At 50.7% G+C, this 18,183-nt stretch carries 16 protein-coding genes and 2 pseudogenes; 11 read left to right on the top strand and 7 right to left on the bottom strand.

The window, feature by feature from the left end; translation table 11 throughout:
* Positions 1-11: 11 nt before the first annotated feature.
* From NSU14_RS28120 to NSU14_RS28105, 4 genes are all read right to left on the bottom strand, one after another.
* Complete coding sequence (locus tag NSU14_RS28120) at positions 12-728, bottom strand: cytochrome c biogenesis CcdA family protein (protein WP_042133518.1); 717 nt, start codon at positions 726-728, stop codon at positions 12-14.
* A 27-nt stretch (positions 729-755) separates the two neighbouring features.
* Positions 756-1,799 carry a sensor histidine kinase gene (locus NSU14_RS28115; protein WP_336102677.1) on the bottom strand — a complete coding sequence of 348 codons (1,044 nt, stop codon included), beginning with the start codon at positions 1,797-1,799 and terminating at the stop codon, positions 756-758.
* Positions 1,799-2,503 (bottom strand): response regulator transcription factor, encoded by a 705-nt coding sequence (locus NSU14_RS28110; RefSeq protein ID WP_042133522.1) that lies wholly within the window; start codon positions 2,501-2,503, stop codon positions 1,799-1,801. Before NSU14_RS28110 ends, NSU14_RS28115 begins: the two co-directional genes overlap by 1 nt.
* Positions 2,504-2,576: 73 nt before the next feature.
* Positions 2,577-3,008 (bottom strand): stalk domain-containing protein, encoded by a 432-nt coding sequence (locus NSU14_RS28105; protein ID WP_340947991.1) that lies wholly within the window; start codon positions 3,006-3,008, stop codon positions 2,577-2,579.
* Positions 3,009-3,150: 142 nt separating this feature from the next.
* Between NSU14_RS28105 and NSU14_RS28100 the strand changes: the two are divergent.
* Positions 3,151-3,459 (top strand): annotated as a pseudogene (locus NSU14_RS28100) (5-methyltetrahydropteroyltriglutamate--homocysteine methyltransferase); the annotation flags it as partial.
* Entirely contained in the window at positions 3,422-3,616 is a 195-nt protein-coding gene (locus tag NSU14_RS28095) for a hypothetical protein (protein ID WP_042133529.1), read from the top strand. The pseudogene NSU14_RS28100 and the gene NSU14_RS28095, both read left to right, overlap by 38 nt.
* A 158-nt stretch (positions 3,617-3,774) precedes the next feature.
* On the opposite strand, the gene NSU14_RS28090 is transcribed toward NSU14_RS28095, so the two are convergent.
* Both NSU14_RS28090 and NSU14_RS28085 read right to left on the bottom strand, forming a co-directional pair.
* A complete protein-coding gene (locus tag NSU14_RS28090) occupies positions 3,775-5,451 on the bottom strand; it encodes a sensor histidine kinase (RefSeq protein WP_340947989.1) in 1,677 nt (558 codons plus the stop codon).
* Between the two features lie 59 nt (positions 5,452-5,510).
* Positions 5,511-6,245 (bottom strand): response regulator transcription factor, encoded by a 735-nt coding sequence (locus tag NSU14_RS28085; protein ID WP_336102681.1) that lies wholly within the window; start codon positions 6,243-6,245, stop codon positions 5,511-5,513.
* Positions 6,246-6,470: 225 nt separating this feature from the next.
* Here NSU14_RS28085 and NSU14_RS28080 point away from each other — a divergent pair, with 225 nt between their 5' ends.
* The 8 genes and pseudogenes from NSU14_RS28080 (at position 6,471) to NSU14_RS28040 (ending at position 15,629) form a co-directional block, all read left to right on the top strand.
* Entirely contained in the window at positions 6,471-6,782 is a 312-nt protein-coding gene (locus NSU14_RS28080; RefSeq protein WP_038585821.1) for a YbjQ family protein, read from the top strand.
* Between the two features lie 496 nt (positions 6,783-7,278).
* Entirely contained in the window at positions 7,279-7,824 is a 546-nt protein-coding gene (locus tag NSU14_RS28070; RefSeq protein ID WP_340947987.1) for a CPBP family intramembrane glutamic endopeptidase, read from the top strand.
* Between the two features lie 73 nt (positions 7,825-7,897).
* A pseudogene (locus NSU14_RS28065) lies at positions 7,898-8,173 on the top strand (5-methyltetrahydropteroyltriglutamate--homocysteine methyltransferase); the annotation flags it as partial.
* A 259-nt stretch (positions 8,174-8,432) separates the two neighbouring features.
* Positions 8,433-9,506 (top strand): ABC transporter substrate-binding protein, encoded by a 1,074-nt coding sequence (locus NSU14_RS28060; protein WP_340947986.1) that lies wholly within the window; start codon positions 8,433-8,435, stop codon positions 9,504-9,506.
* A 1-nt stretch (position 9,507) separates the two neighbouring features.
* Positions 9,508-10,284 carry an IucA/IucC family C-terminal-domain containing protein gene (locus tag NSU14_RS28055; protein WP_340947985.1) on the top strand — a complete coding sequence of 259 codons (777 nt, stop codon included), beginning with the start codon at positions 9,508-9,510 and terminating at the stop codon, positions 10,282-10,284.
* Between the two features lie 51 nt (positions 10,285-10,335).
* The gene (locus tag NSU14_RS28050; protein ID WP_340947984.1) at positions 10,336-12,024 is read left to right on the top strand and encodes a helix-turn-helix domain-containing protein; all 1,689 of its coding nucleotides are present in this window, start codon (positions 10,336-10,338) and stop codon (positions 12,022-12,024) included.
* Between the two features lie 171 nt (positions 12,025-12,195).
* Positions 12,196-13,908, top strand: a complete 1,713-nt coding sequence (locus tag NSU14_RS28045) for an ABC transporter ATP-binding protein (protein ID WP_052421663.1) — start codon at positions 12,196-12,198, stop codon at positions 13,906-13,908.
* Positions 13,905-15,629: an ABC transporter ATP-binding protein gene (locus NSU14_RS28040; RefSeq protein ID WP_042133541.1), complete on the top strand. Its 1,725-nt coding sequence runs from the start codon at positions 13,905-13,907 to the stop codon at positions 15,627-15,629. The genes NSU14_RS28045 and NSU14_RS28040 overlap by 4 nt, the downstream gene beginning before the upstream one ends.
* 43 nt (positions 15,630-15,672) lie before the next feature.
* Here NSU14_RS28040 and NSU14_RS28035 read toward each other — a convergent pair whose 3' ends face one another.
* Positions 15,673-16,584, bottom strand: a complete 912-nt coding sequence (locus NSU14_RS28035; protein WP_340947982.1) for an SDR family oxidoreductase — start codon at positions 16,582-16,584, stop codon at positions 15,673-15,675.
* A gap of 202 nt (positions 16,585-16,786) precedes the next feature.
* Between NSU14_RS28035 and NSU14_RS28030 the strand changes: the two genes are divergently transcribed.
* Complete coding sequence (locus tag NSU14_RS28030; RefSeq protein ID WP_340947980.1) at positions 16,787-18,055, top strand: carbohydrate-binding domain-containing protein; 1,269 nt, start codon at positions 16,787-16,789, stop codon at positions 18,053-18,055.
* The last annotated feature ends 128 nt before the right edge of the window (positions 18,056-18,183 follow it).

Here is an 18,183-nt window from a genome sequence, read left to right as displayed (position 1 = left end):
CTCCTAGCGATTTATTGAATCCAGCCGACAATCGTATTCAGCCGGTCTGTCATAAGCAGCAGTCCCATTACAATCAGCATACAGCCGGACGCGATTTTGATTCCTCCCATGAATCTGTACAAGCGGCGAATCCGCTTCACCAGAACTTCCGAGAATACGGATATGACCAGGAAGGGGAGGGCTAAACCGAGCGTATACAGAAACATGAGGAAGCCTCCATAAGCAGGAGAGCCTTCACCGGCAGCGATGCTGAGAATGCCTGCGAGTACCGGGCCGATGCAGGGAGTCCATCCGAAGCTGAACGTCAGACCGAGCAGGAAGGCACCTATATATCCGCCTTTTGTAACACGATTGCTGGATAGCTTTTTTTCCCGTTCCAGCCAAGATAACTTGATGAGGCCTGTCTGATAGATCCCGAATAAGATAACGATAGCTCCGCAGATGGCAATGAATCTCGGGCTGGATATGATATTGCCCAGGATGCCGGAACCGAAACCAAGTAAGATGAAGACTACAGATAGTCCAAGCACAAACAATAACGTCCGCATCATAAAACTGGAACGAAACCGGAAGGAGCTGGTGTCAGCCACTCCCTGATTCGTGCCGTCTGCTAGGCTTCCTGACAGATAAGACACATATACCGGAAGCAACGGCAGAATACATGGCGCAAAAAACGATAACAGCCCTGCGCCGAATACGCCGAACAGAAATATAGAATCACCGGCCAAATCAGTCACCACCTTAATAAATGCTGCTTACCCTGACCCGGTATAGATGGGAACGGTGAACCAGAAGCAGCTGCCTGCTCCCTGCACACTGTGCACCCCAATTGCGCCGCCATGAAGCTCAACAATTGATTGTGCGATGGCGAGGCCCAGACCGGCACCCCCGTTGTTCTTGCTGCGTGATTTATCAATCCGGTAGAACCGTTCGAATATACGTGCGGTCTCCTCCGCTTCAATTCCCTGGCCTTCATCGGTCACTGAGATTCGCAGGTATTGACCCTCTTCAGCGGCAGCCAGAATGACCTTTCCTTCCACAGGTGAATGCTGAATGGCATTCTGCAATAAATTGGACAAGACCCGCTTAATCTGCGCAGGCATCATCAGAGCGGCAGGCAGTTTATCCGGCAGATCAATCTCCACGTTCAGCTTCTTCTCCGCGAGGTGAAACGAGAAGCTCTCCAGCGTACTGATCAGCAGCTCATCGGCATGACAAGGCAGCGGGTCGAAGATTTCACCTTTGGCTTCCAGACTGGATAATTCAAATAGATCATGAATCAGCCCCCCGAGCCGCTTCGTCTCCAGCCGGATGGTATTCAGATAACGTTGAAAGGTAACCTCATCCTGAATGACATCGTCCTCCAGCGCTTCAACAAACGATTGAATGGAGGCGAGGGGGGTGCGCAGATCGTGGGAGACATTCGCAATCAGCTCCCGGCGCGCGGATTCAGAATGGTGCAGATTGTCGAAGCTTTCCTTCAGCTTGAAGCTCATTACATTGAATTGCTGTGCCAACAGCTTGAACTCCTGCGGGCCGATTAAGGGGACTTCGGTATGGAAATCCCCTTCGGCAATTCGCACAGTCTGCTGTGTAATCCGTGCAATGGATTTCTCTAACGGCCGTGTCAGCAAATGCTGCAGGATGAAGGAGAGCAAGCCTACCCCGGCCGTTATACCAGACAACCAATAGAATTGATCGATGGTGAGGAGCATTTTGGAGTAGCTGACGAATAAACAGATGAGTAATACGCCAATCCCCGTGAGGCTGGACAACAATAAATACGTACGCAGTTTCATTAGATGCCATCCCCCGCAAACTTATAGCCTATTCCCCAGACCGTCTTGATATATTTCGGATCAGAGGGAGTCTGTTCGATCTTCTCTCTTAATCTCCGGATATGCACGGTAACTGTTGTGGTATCTCCTTCGTAGCTGAAATCCCATATTTTGCTCAGAATCTGGGTCCGCGAGAACGCCTGGCCAGGATGACTTGCCAGCAAGTACAGCATCTCGAACTCTGTGACCGTCAAGTCAATCACTTGCCCGCTGATCTCCACCGTACGCTTCGCTACGTCCACGGTAAGTCCTTCATACTTAATGGTGTGTTCAGCGGCGGTAACGGGCGATGCCTGAACCACCCGCATTCTGCGCAGGATCGCCTGCACACGCAGCACGAGTTCTCTTGGACTGAAGGGTTTGGTCAAATAATCGTCAGCCCCCATCGTCAGCCCCATCAGACGGTCCTGTTCCTCCCCGCGGGCCGTCAGCATAATGATCGGGACATCTTCAGTCTGCCGAACCTCGTTGCACACTTCCCAGCCATTCTTATGCGGCATCATCAGATCGAGCACAATCAGGCTGGGAGTCTGACTGCGCCACAGCTCCAGCGCCTCTAATCCGTCTTTGGCGGTGATCACCAGGTAACCTTCCCGTTCAAGATATCTGCGGCACACATCGGTAATATTTGAATCATCATCAGCGACCAGTATTCGTTCATTCACCCTAACCCACCCCATATCCGGAAAAATACATTTGACTCCATCATAGCATATGGTGATGGGAGCTCAGTCCGTCTTATTTCATAGCCTTGGCAGGCTTCATGTAGTCTGCAACTACCATGTCCACCACATAAGTGCTGCCATCGTAGAGAGCAGGGGCCATATTCAGGCTGACAGCCATACCGTCGACCATAATCTTTTTCGATCCGATCCATACCTTGATCATCTTGCCCATCGGCTTCATGCCATCGTCCATCATCTTGTCGTCGTCCATCATCTTGCCGTCATCCATCATCTTGTCCATGTACATCAGGGATACGGACCGGTCTTTGCTGTTCCACTCGATGCTATAGCCGTACATCCCGGCCGCCTGTCTTAAGTTCACTAGCTCCATGCCGTTCTTTTTCATCGTTTTCATTCCTGCCGCACCGGCTATTCCGGACACCGCCAGAGAGAGCACCAATACCGCGGTCATCATTAACCTTTTGCCTGGTTTACCTTTAACCATGTTTATCACACTCCATCGCTTTATTTGATTACATGAACAGCATAAGCAAGAGAGCTTACGATTCTCTAAGCTAAGTATTACGATTGTCTTACGAAGTGAGCAGAGCTTGGATATCCGGGCTGGCGCACTATAACCTTTCACTATAACCAGATTGGAATATAAACAGCAAATTGAGCATCGGGATGATATTAGCTATCCTTTTTACCATGATTTCCAGGGCTATGAGCAGTGTGAGGATGAGGCGATTCAGACTGTAGTCGAGCAAGAGAGCGAGAATGGGCTGTCCATTCTTACGGATGGGGAATATTCCAAATCGATGTGGCATCTGGAATTTGTCTGGGGCTTCCAGGGGATTGAACGCTATATTGCTATTCATGGATAATTCTTCAGAGATACGGACGGAGCTTCCAAATATGAGACTCGAAAGTACGTTTGCAGTATATCAGGAGAGTCCGATTCAATGTTTGAGACGGAATGAAAAGGGTGGGGTGACGGGCAGTATTACATGGGGGCTGCTCTTCGGGCTGCATTTTGCTTATTTGCAGTGGAAGCGGGATGTGACTTCAGCGATGATTGCGCATGGCGTGGTTGATTTTATTCGGTTCTGATTGTTCGGCGTGGGAATGCACTCTCTTTATCGGGAGGTTTTTTTTAGGCGTTCCCGTTAATTTGTTGTTGTATGTGTTGACTCTGCTTACTCCACACATGTGGAATCGTGTTCAATGTTGGGAGTACATACAGGGAAGAATCATTCCCAGCCAAACGCTCAGTTGGGCAATAAGATCTCAATTATCGTGCCTTGCCACACTTTGGATTTTACCTGGATTTCGCCGCCATGCGCTTCCACGATGGTTTTGGCGATGCTCATCCCGAGCCCGGATCCTTCCGTCGATTCATCGGAATTCGTTCCCCGGTAGTAGCGATTGAACAAATGATGCAGTGTTTCCTCGTCCATCCCTTTGCCATTATCGATTACTCGTATGCATACCTTGTCGTTCATCCTGCCGACATAGACGTTGACAACTACGCCAGGCGGGTTATGCTTCACGGCGTTGGACAGCAAATTGTCCATCAACCGCATCAGCCAGGTTTCATCGGCCTGTATCAGCAAGGGACAATCCTCCCCAACATAGTGAAACTGATACTCAGACATCATGGCGCCGTTGACGTACTTCAGTACGGAGCAGCGCACCAGCTCAACCAAGTCGATCTCCCGAAACTTCATGATCGAATCGCCCTGCTTGAGCTGATGAATCAATGAGAAGTCGGAGATCAGCTCCAGCATATAATCCCCCTTTTCCCGGATCGTCGAGCCCATGATGCGCATCTCCTCTTGGCTCCATTGCTCAGGCAAGCTCTCCAGCATATACCCATAACCTTGAATTGTGGCCAGTGGTGTGCGCAGATCGTGGGAAATCCCTGACATCCACTCCGCTTGCGCCTTTTCCAGCCTCTCGCGTTCCTTCTCGATCTGAGCCAATTGATGAGTCATCTGATAGAAGGATTCAATCACTTCCTTATAGAGCCTGTAGCGGATGCGCATCATGCCGTTGCGGCGGAATACCTTGCGCATGTCCTTGGCGGTCAGTACCTGGTCGTACTGTCCCCGGCCCATACGTTCGAACCAGCCTGCAAACAGAATCAGCGGCTGACCGTAGCGGTAGCCATGCCAGATGGAGATCGGCAGCGCCAAGAGCAGGATCAGAACTGTAATCCGGACGAGTCCACGCGTTGCCTTTTCCATCACAGGATGCTTCAGAGGGGCTCCCGCTGCATGGGGTGTATAGAGAATCCACGTCATTCCGCTCAGCTTGTCCCGATGGGCGACAATATTCGTGTCATAGTTGCTGGGCGATTGCTGGATGGCCAGGATATCCAGCTGTCGATACGCCTTCTGCACGTATGCTCCATCGCCGATGCCTTGTACGATATGGCTCTCGGGGTCGATCACCTGCAGATAGCTGCCGGTTTTGCGCAGCCGCCGGTCCAAGTGGGAAACCGCTTCGCTACGCACGATTCCATGCTGCCCGTAGGCATGAAACCAGGCAACGAGCTGGTCAAGGTCAGGACTAGGATAGCCCAGCATATACAGAAGCGGGTCTTGGAAAGCAAAATTAAGCTGAGTGTGTACGGCATACGTCCCAAACGTCCGTGTCTCTTGGATATCGAGCAGTTGAGCGATGGAGTAGGAGGCCGGCAGCGTATGGTGCGGAGTTGTATTGACGGCGTAGATCACCTCTCCTTCGGCACTGACAACCTGTAGCCACATGCCTTTTTCCTCGATGAGCTTGTCCCACTCAGGGGAGATCTGAACCATCCCGTCCTTGTAATGAGCTTCTTGAGCGATCTGTTGCAGGACGCCAACCGGAAAGTTCCGGCGTATCTCATTACTCGTCATGTTCTGGAAAAACAAGATGCAGGCAACCAGAGTGATAGCCACCATAAGCAGGGCATAAAAAATCAATTGATACGTGAAGTGGAAGGCCATGCGCTGTTGGATCTTCATCGCTCCTGCGGCTCCTTCACCAGCTTGTAGCCAAGCCCGCGTACGGTAAGCAGCAGCTTCGGATTACCGGGGTCGATCTCGATCCGCTCTCGGATGCGCCGGATATGCACCATTACCGTCGAATCATCGCCCTGTCCGTTGATCCCCCAAACCTTGTCGTAGAGCTGTGTTTTGGAAAATACGATGCCGGGAAACTTACAGAAGTGCAGCAGCAACTGGAACTCCTGCGCGGGGCAAGGAACTGGCTGTCCCTCCACGATTAGTTCGCCCTCCACCTCGTTGACGGTGAAGCGGCCAAACCGATAAATCCCCGGATCGGGCCGTTTCGCCGGACTGGACGCCGAGGTTTCTGGCTCCAGTCGGCGTATGCGTGCCTGAATTCTTGCGGCCACCTCCAGAGGATTGAAGGGCTTCGTGATATAATCGTCCCCGCCCATAGCGAAGCCTCGCAGGACATCGAGATCGGAAGCCTTGGCCGTCAGAAACAAAATATGCGGATTCCCGTATTTGCGGAGCTTGGAGCAGAGCTCCAGGCCGCTGCCGTCGGGGAGCATGATGTCGAGCAGGAGGATATCGGGGGCTTCACGCTTCGCTAAATCGAGAGCTTCTGCACAGGTGGAAGCCGCGTACAGCTGATGAAACCCTTCCCTGCGAAGCACCATTTGCAGCATCGTGACAATCGAAGGCTCGTCGTCGACGATTGCGATTTTAAAATCGGATAGATTTGTCATTGTTTTCACCCATTTCCATAGTAGCATAATCACTTTAACAGAACCTAAACGGGGGGAGTGAAATTAAGCTGATGTTTGTCTATCCGTTTAGGTTCTGTTTCATTGGGGCTGGTAGGATAGGGGTGAGAAAGCTCTTCGAACATACAAAGGATTGGTTTATGAGAAGATCGTCCCTAGTCAACAAAAGTATTACCCTATAGTCAGGCCAATTGAGGAGGATAATTTATGATTATAACCACTACATCAACTATTGAAGGCTCCCCGATAAGGCAGTATCTGGGCATTGCCACCGGTGAAGTCATTATAGGAGCCAACGTATTCAGAGACTTTAAGGCTTCGATTACCGACCTCGTAGGGGGGCGTTCGGGCGCTTACGAAGGCAAGCTTCAGGAAGCGAGAGATACGGCATTTGCTGAGATGACTCAGAAAGCTTCAGGGATGGGAGCTAATACGATTGTCGGAGTCGACATTGATTATGAAGTCATTCGCGATGGCATGCTGATGGTTGCCGTAAGCGGGACGGCCGTGATCGTTTAACACCACGATGTTTGCCTCTTGTCTGGATGACACGTTGCTTGCCTTTGAGAAACCACGTATGCTGAAGCGCTTGGTAATCGCGGATTATCGACTCATCTTTGAAGAGCAAGTGAGGGATTTTCTCGTCCATTAACCTTTTTTCAAAGTAGGAAAAGTTACTTCTGTGAAGGCTTGTTGCTTGACTTCATCCACCGCAGCTAGCGTAGGTTGAAGTTCTTTATTCGATGATATGGAAATAAACCCCTTTTGTTCAACTTATATACTAAATAAGTCGTTATCTACGCATAACGATGCAAAGAGGTGTACACCCGTGAAAAAGGTTCAAAAATTGTCTGAAACTGAAAAGGAACTCATGGAGGTAATTAGCTCTTCCACGTCCACTATGCCCCAAGCCCGACCTGGCTGGCCAGAGGCCCTAACTGCACTGGGGCTCTATCTGATCGGCATTGTTATGCTCGGTCTTTGGATGACGCAAATCCCTGACGAGCAAGCCATTTTGCGAATTAACATCGGGGGTGCAGGCAATGGTCTCGTTGGCCTCGCCGCCTTGTTCGCAGCCTACGCTCTACGGGTTCGCGGTCTGCGCGCTTTCGGTTTCCGGGCGATCGAACGGAAATGGCTGCTTGTGGGAGCCGCCCTCGGTGTTGTCGCGTTCGGCGGATGCTTCGTTATAGAGGGGGTATATTTTCACTTCATCACCGAGCTGAACAACCAAGCGGACTTCCAGACGGCAGCGCAAGGTGGCGCGCTCTCACTCTTCGTTCTGCTTATCACTGGCGCTATCCTCACGCCGCTCGGCGAGGAGTTTGTATTCCGGGGCGTTATTGCCAATGCGCTGAACCGTTACGGAGCATGGGCCGGTGTGGTTGGCAGCGCTGCGATCTTCGGCGTCGTTCATGGATTCAACGTCATCCTGTTCGACGCATTCATGGTCGGCATCCTGAATGGTATACTGTTCCGTAAGACGGGTTCCATCTGGCCCGGGGTCGTGGTGCATATCGTGTATAACGGCCTCAATCTTCTCTACTATTCTACGCTATAGATCTAATTTTATGAGACATCGTGGCAGAGACAAACAGCTCGGTCAGCTGCGCGCGACCGGGAAACCAAGCTGTGCAGGCTCCCTTGAGGCGCTTGCGGTGTTCAAAGATAAGCCTGATACAGAAATTGTACTTGGATTGTTGTCTTCTAAGACCAATACGCTTGACGATGAGGCCCGTGTAGTTCAAATGCTTGATGAAGTCTCGAAAATCATTAATAAGGATAGATTATTACTTTCTCGTCAATGCGGGTTTGCGTCCTGTGATGGCGGCAATGAATTAACGGAAGATGAACAGTGGGCGAAAATTAAACAAGGACAACAGATTGCCCAGCAATATTGGGGTAATTAATATTTAACTCAGTTAATGAGGGGAGCAGGTCCCCTTCCTTAAGACTGTCGAAGGTAATGTCGGCAGTCTTTTTATATTGGATTATCGGAATCCCGAAGGGATACTGTGTAAAAGGAAGCATGCTCCTATGGAACACAATGTCGCATTAATCCGGCTGCAATGTCGCAAAAGTACATGGAAACGGAGCAGGCAGATCGATTATACTCACTTTACGAATATGATAATGAAAATCATTATCACATAAGAAGGGGGAGTCAGCATGAAGAGAGCAGCAAAGAGGCAGACAACCGGCAGCAGGGTATACGCCGCTCAGAAATCAGGACTATTAATGGTATGGATGCTGGCACTGATACTTGTGCTGACGGCTTGCGGCACTGGAGGGGATACCAAGGGAGGCACAGCCGCACAGCCGTCTGCAGCAGCTTCAGCGGGGCCGTCGGCGCCACCGGATACAGAGGCTCAGTCGTCGCCGGAGGCGCAGGCTGCTGCAGCTTTTCCGGTAACGATCTCACACCTGAAGGGCGAATATACACTGACGGAGAAGCCAAAGGTGATTGCAGCGCTTGATGTGAAATTCGTCGATCAATTGATAGCGGTTGGGGAGCGCCCGGCGGGCAGCGTTGTGGCTGGGACGAAGGATGAATTTCCGGAATATTTGAACGCCCAATTGGGTGATGTGAAGGTCCTTGGCACACGGGATGAGCCCAATCTTGAGGCTATTGTGGCGCTGAATCCGGACCTTATATTGATGACCGACTTTCAGGAGGAGGTATATGACAGCGTCAGTCAAATTGCGCCTACAGTGGTGCTCGACTTCTACGAGGATTGGCGGGATACGCTGGCTGTCATCGGTGCGATAACAGGTAAGCAGGCGGAGGCAGAGGTGGTGCGTCAGGCTTACAGGGACAAAATCACCGGACTGCGGGAGCAACTGGCGGCGAAGCTGGGCGATGAAACCGTAGCGCTGATTCGTCCGAGACCGGAGGGTATCCGTGTACATGGTCCCGAACACCGGACCGGAAGCATTCTTTATGAGGATTTGGGGTTAAATGCCCCGGCCTTCGTTCAGGAGATTAAAGATGACACCTCCGTTGAAATTTCGATGGAGACAGTCGCTGATGTCGGAGCAGATCATTATTTCCTGCTGTCGGATGATTTGTTCGCCAAAGAGGCAGAGGCTCTGGCAGGCAGCCCGGTCTGGAAATCACTTGATGCCGTCAAGAATAACCGTGCCTATGACGTGAATTCAACGCTCTGGATCGCTTACTATGGCCCCATTGCACTCAATATTATTGTAGATCAGGCCTCGGAAGCACTGCTGGGAACGCATTGAAATGGATAGCTATCTGTCTTCGGCCTCCTGGAGGGACATGGCGGAGGAATACCGGCTGCGGCTGGGCGGTCCGCCTAAAGACAGCATCCGCACCCTTGCCCTGAGCCAGCTGCAGGAAGAAGCGGCATGCCGCGAATATGTAAGCTGGCTTAAGGATTATATCGGCGCGCCGGATATGCAGGTTGCGGCTTCTATGCTGGCTAAGCGGATCGGCTATCTGTGGATCGCGCCGTTGCTGGCTGCGATGACCTTTCATAACCGGGAAGTCTCCTTTCCGCTGGATACAAGCTTCCTTTATCATCCGGCTTCCCCGGAGTTTAAAGGGGATACGCATTTTCCCTTCCTGGCGGTGAACGGGCTTCGAACAGCATCGCCACCGGAAGACAGGGAAGCGTGGCGGGAGGAGGTCATTAAGGAGATTTTTGCGGTACGGATTGCCCCGCTGCTGCAGACGCTTGCCGCCATAGGACCCGTCCCGATGGCGGTGCTTTGGGAGAATATTATGGTGCGCATTGCCCCGCTATATTCTCCTGGAACAGACGAATCCGGGCAAGACAGGCAGCGGATGCAAGCCGATTTCGCTTTTCTGACCCGGACGGCTCCCGGAGAGTTGTTTGGGCCAAGGCGCAATCCGTTTACCCGGTTCACAGAGCATAATGACGAGACAACGGTTGCGAAGAACAAGCGCAGCACCTGCTGCTTCTATTACCGGATGTCAGGGGAGTATTGCAGGAAATGCCCGAAAATTGACAATGAGAATGAATCTCAATTAAAATGACAACAAGCACGTCCGTCTAGCAGAGGATGCTATTGTCAGGAGATGAGAGAAATGCCGCTGCAGGAGCAGGCAAGTTTATGGAGTGATACGGCGATCAAGACGCTTGACGTGCGCAGCGGTACTGTGCCGCCCGGCGGTGTTCTGAGCGAAGCGGGATTGTCAGCCAATCTGTTATTGCTGGCAGGCGGCGGGGAAGGGAGGCTTGTGATGAATGGCGAGGTTCGCCGTATCCAGGCCTCTTTTGTCTGCCACGCTGTTAAGGGGTCGGCATTTACGATGACTGCCGGACCGGAGAACATTCATTATACCGTTATTCTCTACAAGGCTGTTCCAATGGCGGGAGCCGCCCGTGTACTGTTCCCGCAGCAGAGCCACCCGCTGCGCACTTCGTTTGTTCATCATCCCGCGCATCCGGTGGAGCTGCACCAGACGGCAGACAAGCTCGCAGCCAAATGGAGCCGGGGAGAAGGGCTGGAACGGTTCCATGCCAATGCACTGCTGCAAGGAATGCTGTACGAGCTTATTATGGAGCATGAACGCGGTCAGGGCGGCGGGGAGCCGGATATGGTGGAGGTTGTTGCTGCCTATATAGCGGGGCATTACCGTCAGGAGCTGGAGCTTAAAGAGCTGGCTGCGCTTGCCGGATGCGGTGCAAGACAGCTGCAGCGGCGGTTCAAGCAGGAGAAGCTGCTCGGCCCGATGGAATATGTGATCCGGCTGCGGATGGAGAGCGCAGAACGGATGCTGCGTCATACGGATGCTCCTATCGGCGAAATCGCTGAAATAACAGGCTACCGCGACATGTATTACTTCAGCAGGGCGTTCAAGAAATATTATGGAGTCCCCCCGCAGCTCTACAGGCGGACTGCCGCTTCAGAGCCCCGTGCTGGCGCTGCTTATTCCGGGCTGCCGGACCCGGTGATCAGTCATATGCGGGGCGATTATAACGTCACTGCTTCTCCGCAGCGAATCGCTGTACTCGATGTTCAATATGCTGACCATTTGCTTGCCCTTGGGCTGTCACCCGCAGGAAGTGTAGGATTGGGCGGTGCAGTGTTGAAATTCCCCCAATATATCCGGGAAAGGCTTAAGGCAACGGAAATGCTCGGAACCTATGAGTACCCGGACCTGCAGGCTGTGGAACGGCTGCAGCCGGATTTGATTATCTGTACCGAGGTGCATGATCCGCATTATGAACGCTTAAGCCGGATTGCTCCCACTATCATGTTTCGGCGCAATAAGAGCTGGCAGACGATTCTGAGCCTGCTCGGTGAACTGACGGGCAAGCGGGCCGAGGCGGAACGTATTATTGCCGATTACCTTCGCCGCACGGCATTGCTCTCAGAAGAGCTTGCCCCGGTGCTGGCAGGCAAGAGCGTGGCTCTGATCCGCCCGCGGGAGTCACTGGTCCGCGTACATACGGCTTCGCACCGCACAGGCGCTGTGCTGTACCGCGACCTGGGTCTGCCTGCTCCGCTATTCGTCGCAGATACCTCCGACACGGCGTATCATATTTCCGTCGACAGGCTGCCGGCAGTGCATGCCAGCCACTACTTTTGGCTAAGCAACGAGCTGCTGCAGGATAACCTGGCTGTGACCGAGCAGAACGCCCGGGGCTTGCTGGATGCAGATGAACGGCAGCATATATACCCGGTGGATGCCGCTACATGGATCGGCTGCTATGGGCCGACAGGCATCAATTGCATTGTGGATCAGGTAGCCCGCGCCTTGCTGGCCTGAGTAGTGCCAATCCCAATAGATTCTATTAGATTTAGCCGGTTGTTGCATCCCTAACACCTGTCATTGGCAGGTGTTTTTTTGAGCTTCTTATATGCGAACGTTTGTGCTACAATACCTTTTGTGAATATATGGAAGGGGCTGCGTGAGTCTATGACAAAGAGGCAATGGGTCATGAAATTTATGCTGATGCACAAATGGGTTTTTCTATGCGGGTTCATGATCACTACGTTAATGACGATGGTCAACCTGATTTATCCGTTCCTGGGCGGGAAGATGATCAATATCGCTTTTTATGATAAGGACATGAGCGCCTTCTTGGATCTATGTCTGGTCTATGCCGGCATACTCTTGTTCAATCAGTTTGTTGTTGCAACGTTAAACAATCTTATTTCGTCGCAGATGATGACCGGGTTTGTCTTCGATATCCGGCGGGCTCTGTTCAACAAGATATTACATAAAAAAGGCAAAGACCTCTCCGGGATGTACAGCGGGGATATGATCAGCCGGATGAACCACGACGCTACGGATATTATGAATCTCGTCTTCTGGAGCGGACTGTGGGGATACTCCAACCTGCTGCATATCCTATTCGCTGTCTGTTTTATGTTTTACTACAATGTACTGCTGGGCGCTTTTACGGTCGTTCTGGTTCCCGCCGTGTTTTTTGCCTCGAAATATTTCAAGACCAGAGCGCAACAGGTCAACAAGGAGCTTCGGGCGGAACAGGGAAAGTTATCCTCGTATTTATTCGAAATTGTGAAGAATCTGCAGGACGTCAAAATCCTTAGCGCAGGTAAAAAAGTAACAAGCACTTATCTAAGGAAAACGGCTGCCATTCATAAAATGAATGTGGAAAACGGAAGAATCGGAGTGACCACAGAAAGGGTGAATGCATTCATCACGCTTGCCGCACAATTGCTCATATTTATTATCTGCGCCTATTTCATTGTTAAAGGCCAAATGCAGCTCGGTGTGTTTGTAGCCGCGATAAGCTATTTCAATATGGCCGTGAATTACTTCAGCTCCATTAACGGCAAAATTACCGATGTCTGGGGGCAGAGGGTCTCCCTGCAGCGTGTCGTGGATATTCTGAATGAGGATGAAGAGGATTACCGGGAAAACCAGCCTCCGCAGCCCATAAAAGAGGGCCTGATTGAATTTAATAATGTCACCTTCGGATACAGCCAAGACAGACAGGTTCTGAACGGGTTCAATCTCCGCGTCGATGCAGGCAGCACGATCGGCATTGTCGGTAGGAGCGGTGCGGGTAAAACAACGATGGGCAACCTGCTCTACAATCTGTATCAAGTGGACAGCGGCGAGCTTCTGATCGACGGTGTAAATGTTAATGACTATAACCTGCATAGCTTGCGGAGCCAGGTGGGGATTGTCCATCAGGAGACTATTCTGTACGATCAGACCTTGCGTTACAATCTTTCATTTACAAATCTTAAGGATAATGATGAAGCCCTGATAGAAGCGATCAAGAAGGCTGCTCTGTATGATGTGGTCATGACCTTCCCGGACGGACTGGATACTCTGCTGGGGACGGGAGGGCAGGAATTATCCGGCGGGCAGAAGCAGCGTCTGGCAATCGCCAGGATTTTAGTCAAGAATCCGAAGATTCTGATCTTCGACGAAGCTACATCCTTCCTCGACAGCCGGAACGAAGCGCTGATCCGGAAAGTAATGCGTGAGCTCTCGCAGGACCGGACGCTGATCATCATCGCCCACCGGTTCTCCACCATCCAGAGCTGTGATAGAATCGCGGTGTTAGCAGACGGTGTTGTCAAAGGCTACGATACTCACGACGTACTGATTACTAGCAATCCAACATACATAGACTTATTCAGCGAACAGTATGCAGGAGGTGAAGCTGTATGAAACGATGGGACACCTATAAGGCCTTAACCCGGGAAATAGACGGTATCCGACAACCGCTCCTTGCGCTGGGGATGTTCAAGATATGGAGCTTAGTATTCGGGCTGATCCCCCTGTTCTTGTACTCGTTATTGGTTAACCGCGTTTTGGTAGATAAGCAGTTGAATGAGCTTTGGCTAATCATCAGCGGGTATCTGGCGGTTTTCCTGCTTACTACAACCGGGATTGCCGTCAGTAAGCGATTTTCTAACCAGTTAATGCTGAAGTATGATCTGAGAATCAAGAATAAACTGCTCAAAAGGCTTATCAGCCTCGATAACGATGACTATAGCCAATATAGCATTGGCGATGTTAAGAGCCGGATTGAGAACGATTCGGCAATTGCCGGGAAATTTTTCGAGACGCATATCTTAGATTTTATCTACGCTGTTGTTTATGCTGTGGCGTTAGCGGTAATTCTACTATGCTATGACTGGCGGATTGCGCTCATCAGTTTTATTTTTGTTCCGGTTTCTTTGGTAACGGTTAATTTTCTGGGAGGGAAAGCGAAGCTTACCGGAGAGGAGCTCTGGAAACTGCAGATTCAGTATGAATCCTTTTTACACTCCAACTTTCAAAACTGGAAGGATATCAAAACCAATAATCTTGAAGACACCCAATCGGCTGAGCTAAACGGACATTACAAGAAGATCAGGCATGTGTGGTTTCTTAACCAGCTCTATATGCATCTGGGGATTACCTATTCGTTCTTCACCAAGAATTTCATTACCCAGCTGTTCATCTATTTTATCGGCGGATTATTTGTCATCAAAGGCTACTCGGAGGTTGGTGTGCTGCTTGTGTTTATCAGCTTTTACGGGCAGTTTTTCGGATACATCGAGAACATTAGTAATTCCATAATGAACTTCAAGAATGACTCGGTGAGTATCGGTAAAGTGATCGGGCTTCTAAATATAGAAGCAGCTAAGAAGCCTTTTAAGAAGATTGAAGGAACAGATATCAATGTTGACCAGCTGAAATTCACCTATGAGGGGAACGATTCATTTGCGCTTGACGGTATATCATTCTCTGTGGGTAAGGGGGAGCATCTGGCGATTGTTGGACAAAGCGGCAGCGGTAAATCCACCATCGCCAAGCTGTTGACAGGGCAGATGGAACCGCAAGGGGGAACGGTAAGCATTGGCGGCACAGATATCTCTTCGGTGAACAGTGAGAGTGTGTCCGACAAAGTGAGTATTGTTGTGCAGGAACCCGTTCTGTTCAATATGTCGATTAGAGACAACCTGCTGCTGGCCAAGGCCGGGGCAACCGACGCGGAATTGATAGAGTGCTGCCGCAGGGCGAGTATATATGATTTCATTGACACCTTGCCGGATCAATTGGATACGATCATTGGAGAAAAGGGTGTGAAGCTCTCCGGAGGCCAGAGACAGCGGTTATCGATTGCGCGTGCTTTTCTGCAGGACAGGGACATCATTATTTTCGATGAAAGCACAAGTGCGCTGGACAGCGAGAATGAGAGTGACATCATTAGCGAACTCAAGAGCCTGTCATCGGGGAAAACCATGATCTCCATTGCTCACCGTCTATCTTCCATTCTGGACTGCGACAAGGTAATGGTTCTGCAAGCGGGCAGGGTCGCAGCCTTCGATACCCATGAGAACCTGTTTAACCGGAACGAAGCCTATAATTTGCTGTTCCAGAATCAGTATAGGGCAGGTTGATATAAGGAGACCCGGATGCGTTCAGCGCCCGGGTTTTTGTATTTTATCTGTATCCTTCAGCATCCGCCGGTTTACCGGCATCTACGACCTCGACCATGTAACGCCAGCAATCCGGCTGGGAGCCGTCCATATCTGTGTACCCGTAGACTTGTGCCAGCTCTCCACTTGAGAGTGACCGTCCGTTCCATCTGGATAATTCGGGGTCTTGAGCAAGAGCAGCGACGGCCCGGCCTACATAACGTGGGGATTCCGAGATGATGAAGTGAGGCTCATTGGCAGCAGCATCCCGCCAGTTATCTTCTTGTATCCCATAGTGTTCGAGCATCATCTCCGAACGAAGCCAGCCTGGTGTGAGTGCTACCGCTGTACAGCCATAAGGCTTAAGCTCCTGGGCAAGAGCCCAGGCCATACGGGTCACGGAGGTTTTGGCCTGATCATAGAACATTGACACCCGGTAATTCTGATTGTTGTATTCAGCGATTCCGTCCGTCATCTCTACAATTAACCCATTCTTATTCTTAATCAGAAGAGGGATCGCGTAATGGCTTGTAATGAGATGGGTATCTATCGCGAGCCGTAACATCCGCAGTCCCTTCTCAAGGGAATGCTCCCACAACGGAACATTCCATTCGATGATCTTTTCGGCGCCCCAGATATCATTCACAAGAATGTCGAGCCGGCCTTGCTCCTCTTCAATGCGATTGACCAATTTCTCTACCTGGACAGGGTCCAGATGATCGACCTGAACCGGGATTCCGTGACCGCCAGCCCGGGTGACAAGCTCAGCCGTTTCTTCTATGGTTTCAGGACGGTCATATTCGGAACGTTGGGTTAGCGTCGATCTTCCTGTCACATATACCGTTGCGCCAGCTGCCCCTAGCTCGGTAGCGATCCCCCGGCCAGCTCCCCTGGTAGCTCCGGCTACTAAAGCGATTTTCCCTTGTAAACTCCTCATTCCGTGGTTACCTCCTTTGTTGAATACAGCTTCATTATAGAGTATGGGAATGACATCTATTGTCATATATAGTTTAGTTTTCGCGGTTTAAGTTTGATTTAAGTGTTATGGCTTATGCTTGGAATAAGTCAGGTAGCGTTAATGCTTATTGAACGATAAACAGCCTATAGATGACTACTAACTATACGAGGAGTGTTAATCCATGAAAATCATAAAGCTGAACAGCATAAGTGTCATTGCTCTAGCCGCAGTACTTACCGTATCTGCCGCAGGATGCTCTAATGCACAAGAAGGCAGCGGGGTTGCTGCTGCAACCACTCCATCTGTAGCTCAGACCGTGTCACCAAGCGCAACATCCGCAGCAGAAGAAGGTACTGTTGTTGAAACACCGGAAGCAGCCGCTCTAGACACCGCGGAATTATTCAGTGACCGGGATTTAGAGCAAGCGGCGGATCTTACCGCTGCAACACCAATGAATCTGGAAAGCAATCAGGATGTGACACTGAGTGAGGAAGGCGTGTATGTTTTGAGTGGTGATGTGGACAATGTGACGGTAACGGTTGAGGCTGCCGACGATGCCAAAATTCAAATCGTTCTTGACGGTGTGAGTATAACCAATGAAGATGCACCTGCCATTTATGTGAAAGCTGCGGATAAGGTATTCGTTACCTCCACGGACAGTGAGAACTATATGGAGGTATCCGGAAGCTATGTAGCGGATGGGGAGACCAATCTGGATGCGGTTATTTTCTCAAGAGCAGATCTGACCCTGAATGGAACCGGAACCTTAGATATTGTATCGGGTCAAGGAAATGGGATCTCTTCCAAGGATGATCTCAAAATTACCGGAGGCGTGTATACCATAGAGTCCTCTGCGGATGCATTAGAAGCGAATGATGCGATTCTGATCCATGATGGAACGATCACGATTGATACACAGAAGGATGGATTGCATAGCGAGAACGAAGAGGATACTACCCTTGGTAATATTTATATTGAAGGCGGCACCTTAACAATCACTGCTGCTGACGATGCCATTACCGGCAATAACCTGGTGCAAATCGATGGCGGAATCATCAACATTAAGAGTGCAGTAGAAGGTATTGAGGCAAATAATTTTATTGTAAATGAGGGTCAGCTTACGTTGTATGCGACTGATGACGGTATAAATGCTACACCCAAAGTTAGTTCCGGCGCATCAATTGTGGTCAATGGCGGTACGATTGATGTAAGTATGGCTAGCGGGGATACGGATGCCTTTGATTCAAATGGTGATATTTATATTAATGGCGGGACCATTAATGTAGAAGCGACTTCCGCTTTTGATGCGGATGGTACAGCTGAATTAAATGGCGGCACTGTCACAGTTAATGGCGAACAAATCACTGAAATCACGGAATCACGCGGAGGCGGGTTCGGCGGTGGAGGTGGCCGGGGGGGCGCAGGCGGCGGTAGAGGGACGGGGCAATAATTAAGGGGAAGTTTCCTGGAATCCCCAATGAAGAGGCTGTCCCCAACTAACATGGCCTGAAGGCCACCATCGTGAACGAAAATGTCTTGGCTTGTGAATCTGTGTCTTCCATAATGGAGGTGCAGGTC

The organism is Paenibacillus sp. FSL R10-2771 (assembly GCF_038000205.1).
GTDB classification, from domain to species: Bacteria; Bacillota; Bacilli; order Paenibacillales; family Paenibacillaceae; genus Paenibacillus_AQ; species Paenibacillus_AQ phytohabitans.
Note: the sequence above shows the minus strand (reverse complement) of the source record. Positions and strands in the feature narration are given on the sequence as shown.

Bases quoted from the DNA above. Each gene is read 5' to 3' on its own strand.
- NSU14_RS28115 (WP_336102677.1), bottom strand. From the start codon at position 1,799: ATGAAACTGCGTACGTATTTATTGTTGTCCAGCCTCACGGGGATTGGC.
- NSU14_RS28105 (WP_340947991.1), bottom strand. From the start codon at position 3,008: ATGGTTAAAGGTAAACCAGGCAAAAGGTTAATGATGACCGCGGTATTG.
- NSU14_RS28095 (WP_042133529.1), top strand. From the start codon at position 3,422: ATGAGACTCGAAAGTACGTTTGCAGTATATCAGGAGAGTCCGATTCAA.
- NSU14_RS28090 (WP_340947989.1), bottom strand. From the start codon at position 5,451: ATGGTGGCTATCACTCTGGTTGCCTGCATCTTGTTTTTCCAGAACATG.
- NSU14_RS28085 (WP_336102681.1), bottom strand. From the start codon at position 6,245: ATGACAAATCTATCCGATTTTAAAATCGCAATCGTCGACGACGAGCCT.
- NSU14_RS28080 (WP_038585821.1), top strand. From the start codon at position 6,471: ATGATTATAACCACTACATCAACTATTGAAGGCTCCCCGATAAGGCAG.
- NSU14_RS28060 (WP_340947986.1), top strand. From the start codon at position 8,433: ATGAAGAGAGCAGCAAAGAGGCAGACAACCGGCAGCAGGGTATACGCC.
- NSU14_RS28055 (WP_340947985.1), top strand. From the start codon at position 9,508: ATGGATAGCTATCTGTCTTCGGCCTCCTGGAGGGACATGGCGGAGGAA.
- NSU14_RS28050 (WP_340947984.1), top strand. From the start codon at position 10,336: ATGCCGCTGCAGGAGCAGGCAAGTTTATGGAGTGATACGGCGATCAAG.
- NSU14_RS28045 (WP_052421663.1), top strand. From the start codon at position 12,196: ATGAAATTTATGCTGATGCACAAATGGGTTTTTCTATGCGGGTTCATG.
- NSU14_RS28040 (WP_042133541.1), top strand. From the start codon at position 13,905: ATGAAACGATGGGACACCTATAAGGCCTTAACCCGGGAAATAGACGGT.
- NSU14_RS28035 (WP_340947982.1), bottom strand. From the start codon at position 16,584: ATGAGGAGTTTACAAGGGAAAATCGCTTTAGTAGCCGGAGCTACCAGG.
- NSU14_RS28030 (WP_340947980.1), top strand. From the start codon at position 16,787: ATGAAAATCATAAAGCTGAACAGCATAAGTGTCATTGCTCTAGCCGCA.